We start from the raw sequence: 15,952 nt of genomic DNA on the forward strand, positions 1-15,952 counted from the left end.
AGGGGAATAATGAGCACATACTTATTGATAAAGGTCGCTGCTACCTGATCACTGCTACCTCTCATCTGTTACCTGCTACCCCTCACCTACCTATCCTCTACAATCACTCTTCTATGTTCTCTGTCCCAGTTGATCATTTCCTGGATGATATTTCCAAAGGTTCGGCAGTATTCTGTAGGTTCATATTCTATTAAAACGGGAGTTTTGGGGTTTAAAATTCGGGATTCACCTTTTGATTTGTCCAGCTCGGTCTGTTTTCTGTTTCACAGCATGTACTACCCGCCTACTTTTGATCCAGAAAAATAAAACAATACTCATTATGGATACCGTAAAGAAAAAAAGAAATCCCATTGCCATTGTCTTTCTGGCTATACTAGTAATCTTCGGTGGACTGCAGTTATTCAGTAAACCTTTGGAAGGAAAACCGGTTACAGGAAAGATTGAAGCCCCAAGGGAAGTGATCAGTATTCTTGAAAACTCATGTTTCAGCTGTCATTCCAATCAGCAGAATTTAAGCTGGTATGATAAACTTGCTCCTGTTTCATGGGCTGTGAATAAAGATATCAAAAGAGCCAGGGAAGTCCTGAACTTCTCAGAATGGGAAAAGTTATCTCCCGCTGAGCATCAGGGAAAGATGTATGCTATTCTTAATATGATGCAAAGTGGTAAAATGCCTCTCCATGAGTACACTCTTCTGCATCCTTCGGCTAAGATTACACCAAAAGATATTGAAACGATTAGAAAATATACTCTTTCATTATCCTCAGCAAGCGCATCTGCTCAAAAAAAGAGTGAGCCCCCTCAAGTCTCATCCAATTTACCAGTTCAGCCATTAACAAAATTTCCGGTTTCTCCTAATGGAATCCGATACACTGATGATTTTAAAAACTGGAAGGTTATCAGCATGAGTACTCTTTTTGATAACTCAATCCGCGTAATTTATGGAAATGATATTGCGGTAAAAGCTGTGGAAACAGAGAACTTTCATCCATGGCCGGACGGAAGTATGGTAGTAAAATCTGTATGGAAACAGGAAGAACTTCCCAACGGAGAAATCAGACCAGGAAAATTTATCAATGCTCAGTTTATGGTAAAAGATTCCAGACAATATAAGGATACTGAAGGCTGGGGGTTCGCAAAATTCTCCGGGGATGATCTTCATCCAACAGGAAAAACGGCATCTTTCGCCAAAGAATCCTGTATTGCGTGCCACAGACAACTCGCTGAAAAAACAGGATATCTGTTTGATGTTCCGATGAAAGTAAATACTCAAAGATTAATTCAAAATTTACAGAAAAAATGAAAAATATCATTCTGATCTTAATGGTAAGCCTGATTTCTCTTACCGCTTGCAGCAAAGAAAATAATGTTACAAATGATGGTCTTTCAAGGGTTGTTTTTAACCCAGGCCCTCTGAAATTCATTTCCAATTCTTTAAATCCTAAGGAAGAAACAATGTCCGCTTTATATGGAAACGAAAAAGCGCTGGAATCTTTATCAAAGGAAAACCAGACACCGGAAGCCGGCTCTGTTATGAAACTGGTAACCTGGAAATACCATGATAATCCTCAATATATTGGCGGAACTATCACCGGAGAACTAGTAAGTATAGAAACGGTTCAGGCTGACAATGATGGAAACGTTTCTTATGATCTTAAAAATGATCAACCCAAGACTAGGCTCTCAGATAACCAGGAAAGAATACAGTATTTCATGAGTTATCGCCCTGTAAGCAGGCCATAATAAAAAATTCCCGTTTCATTATTTATCATAATATTTTCAATAAAAAGCACTAATTTAACCCTTTCAAACCAGCAGATTTCATGCAACAGCAAAAAATAAAAATCTCACAGGCCATTATCTGGATAAGCTCCATTTTCCTGGGAGTTCTATCTTCAGTACCTCAGCTGGCTTCTCATCAGTTTAACTGGAAAGAAGCCGTGGTAAACTCAGCTATTACAGCAGCTTTTTCTGTAATCATGTGGTATATCAACATTTATATGCTGAACCGTACAGCAAAACGAAGACAGCATATTTCTTATTCGAGACTGATGGTGGTACTGGCTTTTGGGATGGTAATTATGTTTGGACTGGCCTGGATTCAGCAGCTGATTCTTTCACATATTAACTTCGGACCGGTCATGCTGATGATTGAAGTAAGAGGAATTCTAATCAATCTGGTGTGCTACATGTTTCTGAATCTTCTTCAAAATAACTATACAGGCCAGCAGATACAGCTTGAACTGGAAAAGGTAAAAAGTGACAATCTGGGAGCTCAGTATGAATTGTTAAAGCAACAGATCAATCCTCATTTTCTTTTCAACAGCCTGAATACTTTAAAACTGATGGCGGAAACCCGTGATGAAGAAACCGTTGATTTTATTGTAAAACTTTCTGATTTTTACCGATTTACACTGGAAAGCAGAAAACTGGATCTGATAAGTGTTCAGGAAGAAATGAAAATAGTGGATTCTTATCTTTTTCTTCAGAAAGCCCGTTTTGGAGAAGGCATTAATTTCACCAACGAACTTGGAAAAGAATCAGCACAAACCCTTATTCCTCCTTTCACTCTTCAGCTTCTGGTGGAGAACTGCATTAAGCACAATATTGTCTCACAAAGCAAACCTTTACATATCAAAATCTATAATGCTGAAGACAAAATTGTGATCGAAAATCCTATACAGCGAAAAGTAAACCCCGAAGATTCCCTGGGAGTCGGACTGGATAACATTAAAATGCGCTATAAACACTTGCTGGAAAAGGATATTACTATTCATTCAGACGAAAAAACATTTCAGATAAAACTACCATTAATTCATGAATATAATCATTATTGAAGATGAATTCAGGGCGGCAAAAGCTCTTCAGAATTTAATCTCAGACTTAAAACCGGACTCAAAGATACTGGGTGTTTACGACAGTATTGAAACAAGTATTGAAGGATTAAATGAGAACAAACCAGATCTCATTTTTATGGATATCCATCTTTCGGACGGACTTTCATTTGAAATTTTTAAATCAGTGGAGATTACATGCCCTGTGGTTTTCTGTACCGCCTTTGATCAGTATATGCTGGATGCCTTTAAAAGCAAGGGAGTTGATTATATTTTAAAACCATTTTCCAAGGAAGATATTGCTGAAGCTCTGGGAAAGGTTGACGAACTGAAAAAATTCTTTCAAAAAAATGATCTTCCTGATCTCGAGTCCCTGATACAGAAAATCAGTCAGCCTGCGGCTGCAGGTAAGGGCAGTTTCCTGGTTTTTAAAAATCAAAAATATACCACAATCCCAACCGACGACATTGCTTATTTTTATATTCATAATGAAATCACCCACCTGGTGACATTCGCAAAGGAACAATTTCCTCTTACACAACCTTTAGGGCAAGTGGCAGAACAGGTTTCCGATAAACAATTCTTCAGAGTTAACAGACAATATCTTGTTAATTTTAAAGCCATTAAAGAGATGGAGCATTATTTTCAGCGCAAAATACTGGTGAAACTCACCGTTGAAACACCTGAAAAGCTTTTGATTAATAAAGAAAAAACGCATAGTTTCTTCACCTGGCTGGAGGATAGATAAAGGTGAAGGGAGGCTGGAAGTAGGAAGTACTTGCAGTCATTCTAAGCTACAGAACTCTTTTGAAATACATTATAACCCTGATCGGTATGATCAGGGTTTTCTTCTTATTTCTTATTTGATTGTACCAATTTCTTAAGCTCTTTCCTGCTTATATTTCAATACTTAAAAGACATACTTTATTCCTTTGGTACTCTGGAAACTTCCAACTTCCTTCTCCCAGCCCAGATATCCTTCCCCTCACAATTTCCGGGTTCACCTTTCAATTTGTCCGGTTAACCTCTTTTTACATTCTTTTGCCTCTCCAGAGTATCTACTTTTGAATCAAATTAAAAGACATGATACTAAAAAACTTAATCACAGTAAGCGCTTTTACCGCGTTATTATTTGCTACTTCAGCATTTATTCATCAAAATAAAGATCAAAAGGCAGCACAACATTCAACATCTGAAAACAATGGTTTTGCCGTTCTGGAACTCTTTACTTCAGAAGGCTGTTCCAGCTGCCCTCCCGCAGATGAACTGATGGGAAAAATTGAAAAAGAATATAAAGATGAGCAGGTTTACCTTCTCTCCTACCACGTAGACTACTGGAACCGTCTTGGATGGAAAGACCGATTCAGTACTGCTGAAAACTCACAACGACAACAGCAGTACAGCCGTATTTTGAATTCGCAGGTTTATACTCCACAGCTGGTAGTGAACGGAAAAACAGAATTTGTAGGTTCTGATGAAAACAATATCAGAAATGCTATTCAGAAAGCTTTATTTACTTCTAAAAAAACACCTGTAGCATTATCTGCAGCTGCTTCTCAGAATAGAATTGACGTTCAGTATAAAACATCTTCCACAGATTCTCAGAATATACTGCTCATTAATCTGGTTGAAAAATATTCATCCACTGAGGTAGGAAAAGGTGAAAATGAAGGACGCCATTTGCATCACTGGCAGATTGTTCACAAGCAAAATCAGATCTCTATCAATAAGCAGCAAGAAGGAATAACCACATTCAAACTTCCTGAAGGCTTTTCTCCTGAAAACTGGGAAGTTATCGCTTTTATTCAGAATATGAAAACCGGAGAAATCTCAGGATCAGCAAAAACAGCTTTTAAATAAAATAATATACAATTTAATTACATTAAAAATTACAACAATGAAAACAAAAACTACAAAAATCATCTACTGGACAGGCGCTATTTTTATGTCATTATGGTTTGGAGCCAGCGGTTTCTTTGAACTGACAAAAAATCCGGTTGTGTGGGACATTACCCAACAGCTTGGCTATCCGCCTCACTTTATTTATATACTAGATATTTTTAAAATCTCCGGAGTTGTGGTTCTTCTGCTTCCCAATAGATTATTGAGATTAAAAGAATGGGTATTTGCAGGAATGTTTTTTGATATCCTGTTTGCTTTCTTTTCGAAGATTGCCGTGCTTGGTTTTCCATCTACGGTAGATGCAATAGTCGCTTTTTCTGTGCTTACGATGACTTATCTGATGTTCAGAAAGCTATATTCTCCTGAAGTGGTATTTGGTGAAGCTTAATGATAAACTCTAATTTTTTCTTATGTATAAAAACAGATCCTCTCTTTGCCCGGGAGGATTTGTTATTTTATAAATTTGGGCTAAAGCCGAATGGTAAAATTTTATTGAAAAAGCGGACTAAAGTCCGCTGCTATTGATAGTATTGTGTGTATGATTTTACCACCCCGTCAAAAATTCTTTGAATTTTTGCCACCCCTCCGGAGGATGGGAATGCCAAGCACATTATTACTATTGGTTAAGATAACATTTCCTTGTTTCCAATTTCTATTTGTCATCCCTAATCTCTGCAAACTATTACCTGACATTTAATTCATAAAACCTTCGGGAAACCACTCAAATCCAGTTGCTTTTTTCTTTGTGTACCCCAAGCCTGGCCATGGTAAGTGATAAGCAAATGCTCTTACTCTGGTATCAGCCAATTGCTGAAGGAGTTTTTTTCTTGATGCAGTTGCGATATCCAGATCAGTGTCTCCAGAAAATCCCCATTCAGGATGTGGAAAAAGGACAACATCAGAATGGATCAGATCAGCAATATAGATGAGTTTTTCATTTCCTGAAGAGATAGTGGTAACCGTTAAACCTGGTGTGTGGCCGGGAGCCAACTGGAAACTAAAATAATCATACAACGGATTATTAAGGTCATAAAATTTCAGTTTGGGTTGAATGGTTTTCAGAATATTCTGAACTGCAGGAATAATCTGATTAAGGAATTCAGGTTGTGCTTTCAGAGCACTGTTACTGAAGTCTTTGATTGAAGCTTTCATCCAGAAATCATGTTCCGTTTTGGAGATGAAAATATCAGCATTAGGAAAAATAAACTTATTTTGTTTATCCACTACTCCGCCTATGTGATCCGGATGGGCGTGAGAGATAAAAACATCGGTAATATCTTTTGGAGAAAATCCTGCTTTTTGAAGGCTTTTTAATAGAAATCCGGTTCTTTCATCTGCAAAAATTCCCATTCCCGTATCAAACAGGATGATTTTATTCTTTGTTTTAACCAATAGAATATTCATCGCCATATCGATATAATTATCGGGTCTGAAATTATTTTTAAGGATTGATTTCACTTCCTGAACGGTACCTCTGGGAGCAAATGAGCTCAGGTTTTCTTCATGAATATATCCATCTGTGAGGATGAACAGATCCAGTTCACCTAGCTTTACTTTTTTAAAGCCTGATAGATCTTCGCCAGTTTTTTCAGCAGTTCTTTTAGGCTCGGCCATCAAACCGGAAAAAGGAATCATACTCAATGTTCCTGCAAGTAATCCGTTTTTTAATAATTCTCTTCTGTTCATCGTTGAATACTTTGGTTTAAATATAAAATAAAACTGAGCTCCTTTCATGTTCAGAGCTCAGTTTTATATGAATAGTTTTTAGTTGTTCACCAGTTTCATTGAACCTTCGGTATACCTTTCTCCTACATTCGGGTATTTTTTCAGAATGGCATCAATGGCATCCAGATCGGATTGAGAAAGTTCTATATTGACTGCTGCAATATTTTCCTCCAGATATTTGATTCTTTTTGTACCGGGAATCGGAATAATATCATCTCCCTGATTCAACACCCACGCCAAGGCGAGCTGAGTTCCTTTTACTCCTTTGGAAGCGGCAAGTTCATTGATCTCGTTCGCAAGTTTGGTGTTATTTTCAAGATATTCCTGCTGATAACGCGGTAATGATTTTCTAAAGTCATCGTCACCCAGGTTCTTTACATCATAGATATTGGTGAAAAGCCCTCTTGCTAACGGAGAATATGGAACCAAGGAAATTCCAAGCTCTCTGATGGTTGGTAAAATCTCTTTTTCAACATCTTTGGTAAGGATGGAATATTCTGACTGTAATGCTGCAATAGGATGAATTTTATTGGCTTTTCTGATAGATTCTGCTGAAGCTTCAGACAATCCGATATATTTCACTTTTCCTGCTTTCACCAGCTCTGCCATAGCTCCTACTGTTTCTTCTACAGGAACATTTGGATCTACTCTGTGAGCATAATACAGGTCAATAGTATCGATCTTTAATCTTTGAAGACTTAAGTCTACAGCCTGTCTGATCCATTCCGGAGAACCATCGAAATAGGTTCCCGGCGCTCCGCTGTGACTTGCTTTGCCATCTTTAAACCTGAATCCGAATTTGGTCGCAATAAAAATCTTATCCCTGTTGGGTATTAAAACTTTAGAAATTAGTTTTTCGTTTTCTCCATTGGCATACATATCTGCTGTATCCCAAAAGTTAACCCCTAAATCCAAAGCTCTGTGCAGGGTATTGATACTTTCCTGCTCATCGGTAGGACCATAGGCAAAACTCATTCCCATACATCCTAAACCGATTGCTGATAACTGTTCTTCTGTGTTTCCTAATTTTTTAAATTTCATGATAGGTATGATTTAATTTTACATGACAAAATTAGAGCATCCGGAAGCTAACCCCGATATAGAATTCAAACTAAGAATTATAAAATTCAAACAACATCCATTCTTAAAGCATTGGGAGTAATTCCGGTTTGTTTTTTAAAGTAATTGGTAAAATAAGCAGGTTCTTCAAAACCTAGTCCATAGGCAATCTCAGAAATATTCCAATCTGTATGTTTCAATAAGGCATTGGCTTCCTGAATAATCCTTCCGGTAATCTGCTGGCTGGTTGTTTTTCCTGTAATCTCTTTTACAGAACGGTTTAAAGAATTCACATGAATAGAGAGGCTCTGAGCATAATCATTAGGAGTTTTTAATTTTAAAAAGGCCTCAGGGCTGTCGATAGGAAACTGTCTTTCCAACAGTTCCATAAATAAAGAGGCCACTCTTTGTGAAGCATTCTGATAAGGTTCAAAACTTTCAGCCGGCTGCATTCTCATGGTTTCATGAATCATCAGATGAAGGTATGCTCTCAACATATCATACTTGTGAATATAATCCGACTGAATCTCCGTCATCATTTTGGTATAGATCTCAGAAAGTATGCTCTGCTGTTCTTCATCTACAAAGAAAACGGGAGTTCCTCCAATCTTGAACAGCGGAGAATCCTGAAGATTCCCTATACGGCTTCCGTTATGCAGAAACTGATCGGTAAAGAGGCAGAACCAACCTTTCTGATCCTCATCATCAGCTTCCCATGAATAAGGAATAATAGGATTGGAAAACAATAATGCGGGACGGTCTACTTTGATCCATTTATCGGCATAATGTAATTTTCCTTTTCCTATGATGAGTGAAATCTTATAATAATCTCTTCTGCTGTAAGGGGTAAGAGGAGAACAGTATTCCCGCGAAAACACATTGAAGTGCCCCATTTTATTCACCCCAATACATTGTGATGCCAGGTTGGGAGCATTTCTTTCATAAAAACCTTTGAGTGATTCATGTGATTCCATAGATCAAAGTTATAAAAATCAAACAAATTACATAAATCACATATTGAAAAAATAAATGACTGACAAAAAATGCCAGTCATTTAAGTTGATCATGGGTTAATCCCAATCATCATCACGTCCGTGACCATGATGTTTATTTTGTTTTTTGTAGTACTTTTCCTGATTTTTGTAATACTTCTCCTGTTGTTTACGGTATTTTTTATAATCGTTTTTGTTTCTTCCATAAACAATTACAGGGTTTTGACCTCTGTAGTATTTCTTTTTAAAGATGATATACTTTTCTCTACCCAGAATTCTTTCCAGCTCCGAATAACGGTCATTTCTCCATCTTCCAGGTTCTACAACATATACTCTGTTCCAAGTATCATAATCATGGTATCTGTCATTCAACACATAGATCTGATTAGCCTGTGTTGATGAAAGAACAAGGTCGGTAATCACTCTTTGCCAGTTGATATCCGAGATACTCCTTCTATAATCATTATAATAATCTGATTGGGCATAACTCAAACTGAAGGTCCCAACCAATAATGCGGTTAATATTAACTTTTTCATTTCATTCCACTTTAAAAATAATTATCAAGGGATAGTCAATTAAAGTGCCAATTATTAATTACCAATACTAACATTTGTTAAAAAAAATCATAAACAACTGATTATCTTTGAATTATTTTCTGTATTTTTTATTAAATTCTTAAACATTAATGATTCTAAAGCTATGATTAGATCCCAAGAATTATTATACAACAACCCTATTATAAATTAATAATCAACACATTGCAGATTTATAAAAACACATATATTTAAGTTTCGGCTAAAGCCGTAGGAGAAATTATGTATTGTATGGCGGGCTAAAGCCCACCTCTATTGATCCTTACATACGGATATTTAATAGTAATATCTTTTATCTTTTATCTTTTATCTTTTATCTTTTAACCTATCATTACACCATTTATGGTATAAAATTCGTTAAGATTCCAAAAAACTATTATTTCATATGATATAATTTTGTAATTTTAATGGAGAGAATGTTTTTAATGCAATGTTCTCAAATTATTTTAATCAACCAAATCTTACATTGTTATGGAAAATATAAAGTTTCAGGTATCTCAATATCAGGATGAGTTGCAGCTACTTATAGACGGGAAAAAGGCAGGTTATATGTCCATAGAGGTTGACGGAAGACTGCTTATTGTATTTTATACGAAACTTGACGAAGAGCGTGAAGGAAAAGGATACGCCAAACTATTGCTGGACGAGCTGGTACGCTACGCAGAAGAAAAAGATTTGCTTGTAGACCCGGAATGTGATTTTGTAAGACAGCAGTTTGAAAATCATCCTGCAAGGTATAAAGAAATCTGGCATGCCTGATCAGCTTTCCCACCAGGCTGTAAATTCCTGTTCTGACTGATTCAGATCTACTACCTCGCCGATCATCGGAGTGAGGATATTCAGTTTTTTTTCTTTTCCAAGGGCCGTTATCTTTTGTAAAGGCTCATTCCACGGGTGAAGTGCCAATGCAAATTTGGCAGCATGAACCGGAATGATACGTTGTGCTCTAAGGTCAATAGCCGCCTGAATGACATCTTCAGGTAATTTGTGAATATACCTCCATGCCTCTCCATACTGTCCGTTTTCAAGAACAGCATAATCGAAAGGTCCATATTGCTCACCGATTGTTTTAAAATGAGAATCATAGCCACTGTCCCCTCCTAAGAAAATTTTCCTGGTAGGTGTTATCAGAACATAAGAGCTCCAAAGTGTATCATTTTGCCTTACTCTTCTGCCGGAAAAATGTCTGGCAGGAGTAAAAACAATTTTTATATTATTTTTCAGGGTAATTTGTGTTCCCCATTCTTCTTCAATCAGCTTATTTTCAGCATAGCCCCATCTTTCAAGATGTGCTCCTACTCCCAAAGGTATAATGGCCATTTTCGTCCTTCCCTCAATAGATTTTACAGTTGGGTAATCCAGATGATCGAAATGATCATGGGTAATGATAAGATAATCTATACCCGGAATGTCTTCAGGCTTAAAAATATCTGAACCTTTGAAAGCTTTATTAAAGTATTTAAAAGGAGAACCATACAGGCTGAGGACAGGATCTATTAAAAAGGAAACTCCGTTGGTTTGCAGATAATAAGAGGAATGCCCCAGCCAGATCAATACATCTTCATTTTTATCAATATTTTTCAGATCGGTATGAAGGGACGGAATAGCTTTTAGGGGTTTCAACAGCGGATCTTTCTTTCCTAAAAAGAAATCGTAGGTTACTTTCCACATTTTGTAGCCTTCTGTAAGGGAAGGAGTATGGCTGATATTCTGAAACTGTCTCTTCTTGTAGAGTTTCGACTGTCTGATACGCTTCAGTCTTTTCCCTTTTGGGACTCCACCAAACGCTTTCATATTGATCACTATAAAAAAAGTAACCGTCAAAACAACCACACAGGTAATAATCCAGTAAATCATCGGTACAAAATAAATATCAAATGTATTGACTTTTGCTTTTAAATGAAAGTTTATTCCATTTTACTCTATTTTTTAACTAAATTTATCATGCATTTTTAAAAATTTATTATTCATTTAGATCAGGATTAATTTTAAACTTTCTATTTTAGCACCCTAAAAAACTCAGATACATTGAAAAATTATTCGGTAATATTTCTTCTCGTTATTTTTTCGTCTTGTGCCTCTATAAAAAAACACAATGAACAGCGAGCCTCATGTATTCCACCGGAGCAACTTAAAGAAGATGTGGATTTTGCGTATTCAAAATTACAGCAAATGCACCCTCAATTATACTGGTATATTCCTAAGAAGGAGTTGGAAAGTAAATTTGACAGTCTTAAACAAACCATCACAGAGCCTCTTACTCCTCTTCAGTTTTATTTCAAGCTTCAGCCTGTTATTGCCGGAATTCGTGAAGGACATCTTTCCCTGAGGATTCCCAGAAAGAAATTTACCAAAAATGAAATAAAAAGACTGGAACATCAGAAAGGAATGTTCAGCCGTTTTGAATATTATATTTCAGGAGATCAGATGTACATTATTCAAAACAAAGATTCTATTGACCATATACAGCCGGGAACTGAAATTTTATCCATCAATAATGTTCCTGTATCCGATTATATCAGGAAGTACAGAAGCCTGATCAGCAGTGATGGTGATAATACCACCTTCCATCCGTATTTTTTAAAAGATCTGTTCTTTAATTTTTATACTGCCGAAAATGGATTTGAAAGCAGAGCTACTCTTGAAACGCTTTATAATGGAGAAAAAAAGACATATACCTTAACCAGAGAAACAAAATCTGATACTGATCTTGAAAAAGATAAGGAAATGCAGAAAAAGACCCCGGAAAAGAAACTGAACGATTATGTTGCTTCCAGTAATTCTTATAACAGAAGTTTCAGGTTTCTTGATAAAGACAGTACAATCGCTTATATTAAGGTGAAAAGCTTCTCAAGGGATTATTCAGATGAGTTTTATAAAAAGACTTTTGCCAGGATCAGCCATGCAAAATCGCCCTACCTCATCATAGATGTCCGGAATAATTATGGCGGCTCTTTATATGAAATCAATAATCTGTATTCCTATTTAGCTGATGAACCGTTTACGCTGATCAAACCTTCTCAGTTAACGTCAAGAAATGCCCCTCTGCGCACCAATTATTTCAGAAAAAGCAATCCTTTAGAGTATGCTCTTAAAAGTATTGCCTATCCGAGCTATTTTTTTGCACAGACTTTCAGTACCTATAAAAAGGATGGAAAGGTATTCTACAAAATGAAGGCAGACAAACCTACAAAACCTAAAAAGGAGGCCTTTCATGGAAAAGTTTTTGTACTGATCAACGGAGGAAGCTTTTCTGCATCTTCTATTATTACTGCTAAGCTTAAAAATGATAAAAGAGCAACGCTTGTGGGAGAAGAAACAGGAGGCGCCAATGACGGAACTGTTGCCGGATTTTATTCCTACCAGAAGCTTCCCAATTCTGAAATCAGATTTCCCATAGGACTGCTTTTGGTACAGCCCAATATCAATTTTTCAGACTCGCGGAAAGGTGTTGTTCCTGATGTGACTGTTCCTGAAAACATGCAGGATATTATTAATCAAAAAGATCCACAGCTGGATTGGATAAAAAAAGAAATTGCAAAAGAAAAAGAAAATAAAGGACAATAGTAAATATAGGTTCGGCGGGCTTTCAGCCCGCCGAACTCTTTTTATCTTTTTAATTCTTCCAAAAGACCTTCAATATGTTGGATGTATCTTCCATAGTAGCGCTGATACCAGAACCTTCCAACAATATAAAGCAAAAATAAGCCTATGGTTACTGTACTAATTAGGATCACCGCAATCTTCAGTTCACCCGGAGGATTGGGCCATGGGATAAACTCCAGAACAATAAGGATTTCACACACCAGAAAAGGTGCAAAACTGATATAGTATGAGAGGTAATACTGTTTGTTAAGATTGAGCTGCATCACGAGATCTTTCAAAGAATCATAAGTTTTAGGTGCAGGATTGCTGATTTCATTGTACAATTTAAAAAACTTACTGAAAAAGAAAACAGTGACAATAAGCATCGAGGCAATCAATACCGTTATGTACAATTGAAGTTTAAATGGTCTGCATACGGAGCACACCAGAAAGGCGAAAATAAAGATCCCGATCATCCACCAGAATTCAACACGCATATTTTTGCGTATCTTTTCAAGAGGAAGATTCAGTTTATTTGTCTGTTCTATGGTTATTTCGGGAGTTTCCTCCACAATATCTTCGTTCCAGGTATTTTTCAATTCATCGATATTCATGGGATTACTGATTTTAATGTTTGTTGGTTTTTATTTGGCTTAAGATATCTTTAAGTTTATTTTTTGCCCGGTTCATTTTCACTCTTGCATTGCCTTCAGAAATTCCTATCTGTTCTGCAATCTGCTTTCCTGAAAAATCTTCCAGATAGTAGAATATAAAAGCTTTATCAATAGGATTGAGTTGATGAATGGCCTTATACATTTCAGCCAGGCGTTCTTCTTTGCGATTATCATAGTCTTCCTGGATAATGATATGATTGGAAAAATCTGCGTGAGCGATAAAACTTCTTCTCTTTTCTGATTTCAGGAAAATAATAGCTGTGTTCAAAGCAATTCTGTACAGCCAGGTAGAAAATTCACTTTCACCTCTGAAACCGGGAAATGCTTTCCAGAGCTGATAGGTAATCTCCTGAAAAAGATCATCACGATCATCCTTTTCAGTCATGTACATTTTAGAAATCTTAAACAGGATTCCTTTATGCTGTTCAATTTTACTTATAAACTCTTGTTCTAATGAGGTCATAGCTTGTTACTCTATAGAGTTAGTTTTCGTTTAAAAAAATTGTTACAGATTTTGACAAAAGAAATAAAAAAAACCTGACAGCAAAATAATGTCAGGTCTCATTGTGTGTTTTTTAAGCTTTTTACTATTTCTTCAGAATAGTATGAGTCGAAATAATTTTCTGACTTGATCAGTTAGTAGAAGAAAAGTAAAAATGTTACATTAAAAAAAGCAATAACCTGATATTTTTTTACATCAGGTTATTTATTTAAAGTATTTAATTCTCCTATTATTTAAAATCTAAGAAATCATCTTTTTCCAGATAATGGTTCAGAGCCATAATAAGTTGGGAAGAAGTAACATCAGCCTGCTGCGTGATAGCAAGATCCACCACATCCTGAATATTTTCATCAGAACACATATAATGAAGCTTGTTGTGAAAAACGAAATCAGGTAAGATTTCATTATCATTTCCACCGATATCCAAGGGATCTCCGATAAAAACTTTCATTTCGGATTTAAATTCATCTGTTGAAGAATAGACAGCATAATTAAATTCCGGATCAAACGATGCTTTCCTGTCCTGTTTGCTCTTTACTAACTCCAGAAATTCTTCTATAGAATACATCTGATTTTTAAAATCATCCATGTGATATTTTTTTTACAACTCAATTTTCTAAAGATAGAAATTTTACAGAAGATTGGATTATCTAATTCAGTTTATTTAAAGCTCTCTGCAATGAACCGATATCAAGAAAATCAAGTTTTGCGCCTACTATGATAATGATCAAAAGAACAATTGTCAGAAATAAAATGATAAAAAAATACATGGATACAAACCATATGACGGTATTCAGGACATTTCCTTTAATCCCCATTTTATTCATAAAAAATGTCTGTGAGCGTTCAAACCACGTTTTTCTCTTTTCAGGTTTTGGACTTACTTCAATTCCGTTAAGTTCATCTACCAAACGTACCACATCATCAATATACCTTCCGTACATATAATAGATCCAGTATTTGATGATAAAAGCGATCAACAGAAGAGTAATCAGAAGACTGATCCCGAAAATAGCCAGGTTATACTCTCTATCAAAATGAAAATTGATCTGTATCAGAGATAAAAGAAAGCCAAGGGGAATATAAGCAATATAATAGGAAATATAAATTTCTTTCGAGATGAGAAGCTGCGTCTTAAGATTAAACAAGTCGTAATTTGTATTCGTACTGTTTTTTCTAAGCAGCTTATACAATTTCAGGAAGCGGGAATAAAAATAAACGATAATGGCCACGGTCAGTATGGTGACAAATGCTGAAATCGTTTTAATATTAGAATCAGCAGAAGCTGATGGAACCCCTGTTAAAAGCAAAGGCAATGTTATAATCATCAGCCAGAATTCAGTTTCCATATTCACTTTCAGCATCTCCAGCGGAGAATGTATTTCCTTCTGTTTATCCAGAGAAATTTCAGGGGATTCCTGCCCTGTATCTTTATTCCAAAGTTCTTTAAAGTTTTCTAAATCCATAGTGTTATTTTTAATAGGAACCTGTACCCTGTCTGGTAATGATCTCTTTCAGCTTTTCTTTTGCCCTCTTCAGCTTTACGCGTGTATTCACTTCAGTAATTCCCAGCTGTACAGCGATCTCTTTTCCCGAAAAGCCTTCTAAAAAGAAAAATATTAGGGCTTTATCAATGGGGCTTAACTGATGGATGGCTTCATACATCCGCTTCATATTCATATCATCCGTATCATTATAAGGTTCCTGCCGGGCACTCAGCCCGTCAATATTCTGATTTTGGATAAAACTACGTTTTTTTTCACTTCGCAAAAAAACAATTGCTGTGTTAAGCGCAGTTCTGTACAGCCATGTGGAGAAATCACTTCTCTTTTGAAAATCAGCGTATGATTTCCAGGCCTGGTAAATGATCTCCTGGTAGAGGTCATTCTGATCGTCCTTATTATCCATATACATTTTAGAGATCTTGAAAACAACACCTTTGTGTTTTTCAATTTTCTCTAAAAATTCTTTTTCTGGTGAAGACATGATTTACACACTGATCCTTAGATAATATTTCCAAAAAATATCATCTTATTATAACACAAAACTTTAATTTCCGGCATTAAGTTAAAAAAATCCTCAACA

At 36.1% G+C, this 15,952-nt stretch carries 18 protein-coding genes; 8 read left to right on the forward strand and 10 right to left on the reverse strand.

The window, feature by feature from the left end; all coding sequences use genetic code 11:
• Positions 1–319 precede the first annotated feature (319 nt).
• From J2786_RS08490 to J2786_RS08515, 6 genes are all read left to right on the forward strand, one after another.
• The gene (locus J2786_RS08490; protein ID WP_310024749.1) at positions 320–1,303 is read left to right on the forward strand and encodes a heme-binding domain-containing protein; all 984 of its coding nucleotides are present in this window, start codon (positions 320–322) and stop codon (positions 1,301–1,303) included.
• The gene (locus J2786_RS08495; RefSeq protein WP_142016946.1) at positions 1,300–1,743 is read left to right on the forward strand and encodes a hypothetical protein; all 444 of its coding nucleotides are present in this window, start codon (positions 1,300–1,302) and stop codon (positions 1,741–1,743) included. Before J2786_RS08490 ends, J2786_RS08495 begins: the two co-directional genes overlap by 4 nt.
• Positions 1,744–1,823: 80 nt before the next feature.
• A complete protein-coding gene (locus J2786_RS08500) occupies positions 1,824–2,837 on the forward strand; it encodes a sensor histidine kinase (protein ID WP_047433557.1) in 1,014 nt (337 codons plus the stop codon).
• Entirely contained in the window at positions 2,818–3,582 is a 765-nt protein-coding gene (locus J2786_RS08505) for a LytR/AlgR family response regulator transcription factor (RefSeq protein WP_047433558.1), read from the forward strand. The genes J2786_RS08500 and J2786_RS08505 overlap by 20 nt, the downstream gene beginning before the upstream one ends.
• A gap of 335 nt (positions 3,583–3,917) precedes the next feature.
• Positions 3,918–4,694, forward strand: coding sequence for a DUF1223 domain-containing protein (locus tag J2786_RS08510; protein ID WP_047433559.1), 777 nt, complete (start codon positions 3,918–3,920; stop codon positions 4,692–4,694).
• 37 nt (positions 4,695–4,731) lie between these two features.
• Positions 4,732–5,124, forward strand: coding sequence for a DoxX family protein (locus tag J2786_RS08515; RefSeq protein WP_047433560.1), 393 nt, complete (start codon positions 4,732–4,734; stop codon positions 5,122–5,124).
• A gap of 305 nt (positions 5,125–5,429) precedes the next feature.
• Here J2786_RS08515 and J2786_RS08520 read toward each other — a convergent pair whose 3' ends face one another.
• The 4 genes from J2786_RS08520 to J2786_RS08535 form a co-directional block, all read right to left on the reverse strand.
• On the reverse strand, positions 5,430–6,422 hold the full coding sequence (locus J2786_RS08520; RefSeq protein WP_047435824.1) for an MBL fold metallo-hydrolase: 993 nt from the start codon (positions 6,420–6,422) through the stop codon (positions 5,430–5,432).
• 78 nt (positions 6,423–6,500) lie between these two features.
• The gene (locus tag J2786_RS08525) at positions 6,501–7,502 is read right to left on the reverse strand and encodes an aldo/keto reductase (protein ID WP_047433561.1); all 1,002 of its coding nucleotides are present in this window, start codon (positions 7,500–7,502) and stop codon (positions 6,501–6,503) included.
• An 86-nt stretch (positions 7,503–7,588) separates the two neighbouring features.
• Positions 7,589–8,494 carry a helix-turn-helix domain-containing protein gene (locus tag J2786_RS08530; RefSeq protein ID WP_047433562.1) on the reverse strand — a complete coding sequence of 302 codons (906 nt, stop codon included), beginning with the start codon at positions 8,492–8,494 and terminating at the stop codon, positions 7,589–7,591.
• Between the two features lie 96 nt (positions 8,495–8,590).
• Positions 8,591–9,049, reverse strand: coding sequence for a hypothetical protein (locus J2786_RS08535; protein ID WP_047433563.1), 459 nt, complete (start codon positions 9,047–9,049; stop codon positions 8,591–8,593).
• 528 nt (positions 9,050–9,577) lie between these two features.
• On the opposite strand from J2786_RS08535, the gene J2786_RS08540 reads away from it, so the two are divergent.
• Positions 9,578–9,865 (forward strand): GNAT family N-acetyltransferase, encoded by a 288-nt coding sequence (locus tag J2786_RS08540; protein ID WP_047433564.1) that lies wholly within the window; start codon positions 9,578–9,580, stop codon positions 9,863–9,865.
• Here the strand turns inward: J2786_RS08540 and J2786_RS08545 are convergent, their stop codons facing one another.
• Complete coding sequence (locus J2786_RS08545) at positions 9,866–10,963, reverse strand: MBL fold metallo-hydrolase (RefSeq protein ID WP_047433565.1); 1,098 nt, start codon at positions 10,961–10,963, stop codon at positions 9,866–9,868. It lies immediately after the preceding gene.
• 315 nt (positions 10,964–11,278) lie between these two features.
• Between J2786_RS08545 and J2786_RS08550 the strand changes: the two genes are divergently transcribed.
• Positions 11,279–12,673: a S41 family peptidase gene (locus J2786_RS08550; protein WP_310024754.1), complete on the forward strand. Its 1,395-nt coding sequence runs from the start codon at positions 11,279–11,281 to the stop codon at positions 12,671–12,673.
• A 41-nt stretch (positions 12,674–12,714) separates the two neighbouring features.
• Here J2786_RS08550 and J2786_RS08555 read toward each other — a convergent pair whose 3' ends face one another.
• From J2786_RS08555 to J2786_RS08575, 5 genes are all read right to left on the reverse strand, one after another.
• Positions 12,715–13,305 (reverse strand): hypothetical protein, encoded by a 591-nt coding sequence (locus J2786_RS08555; RefSeq protein WP_047433567.1) that lies wholly within the window; start codon positions 13,303–13,305, stop codon positions 12,715–12,717.
• 13 nt (positions 13,306–13,318) lie between these two features.
• On the reverse strand, positions 13,319–13,828 hold the full coding sequence (locus tag J2786_RS08560; RefSeq protein WP_047433568.1) for an RNA polymerase sigma factor: 510 nt from the start codon (positions 13,826–13,828) through the stop codon (positions 13,319–13,321).
• Positions 13,829–14,096: 268 nt separating this feature from the next.
• Positions 14,097–14,456, reverse strand: coding sequence for a DUF7716 domain-containing protein (locus J2786_RS08565; RefSeq protein WP_047433569.1), 360 nt, complete (start codon positions 14,454–14,456; stop codon positions 14,097–14,099).
• A gap of 61 nt (positions 14,457–14,517) precedes the next feature.
• The gene (locus tag J2786_RS08570; protein WP_047433570.1) at positions 14,518–15,333 is read right to left on the reverse strand and encodes a hypothetical protein; all 816 of its coding nucleotides are present in this window, start codon (positions 15,331–15,333) and stop codon (positions 14,518–14,520) included.
• 10 nt (positions 15,334–15,343) lie between these two features.
• On the reverse strand, positions 15,344–15,853 hold the full coding sequence (locus J2786_RS08575) for an RNA polymerase sigma factor (protein WP_047433571.1): 510 nt from the start codon (positions 15,851–15,853) through the stop codon (positions 15,344–15,346).
• Between the last annotated feature and the right edge of the window lie 99 nt (positions 15,854–15,952).

The sequence above is a fragment of the Chryseobacterium vietnamense genome (assembly GCF_031454475.1).
Taxonomy (GTDB): domain Bacteria; phylum Bacteroidota; class Bacteroidia; order Flavobacteriales; family Weeksellaceae; genus Chryseobacterium; species Chryseobacterium vietnamense.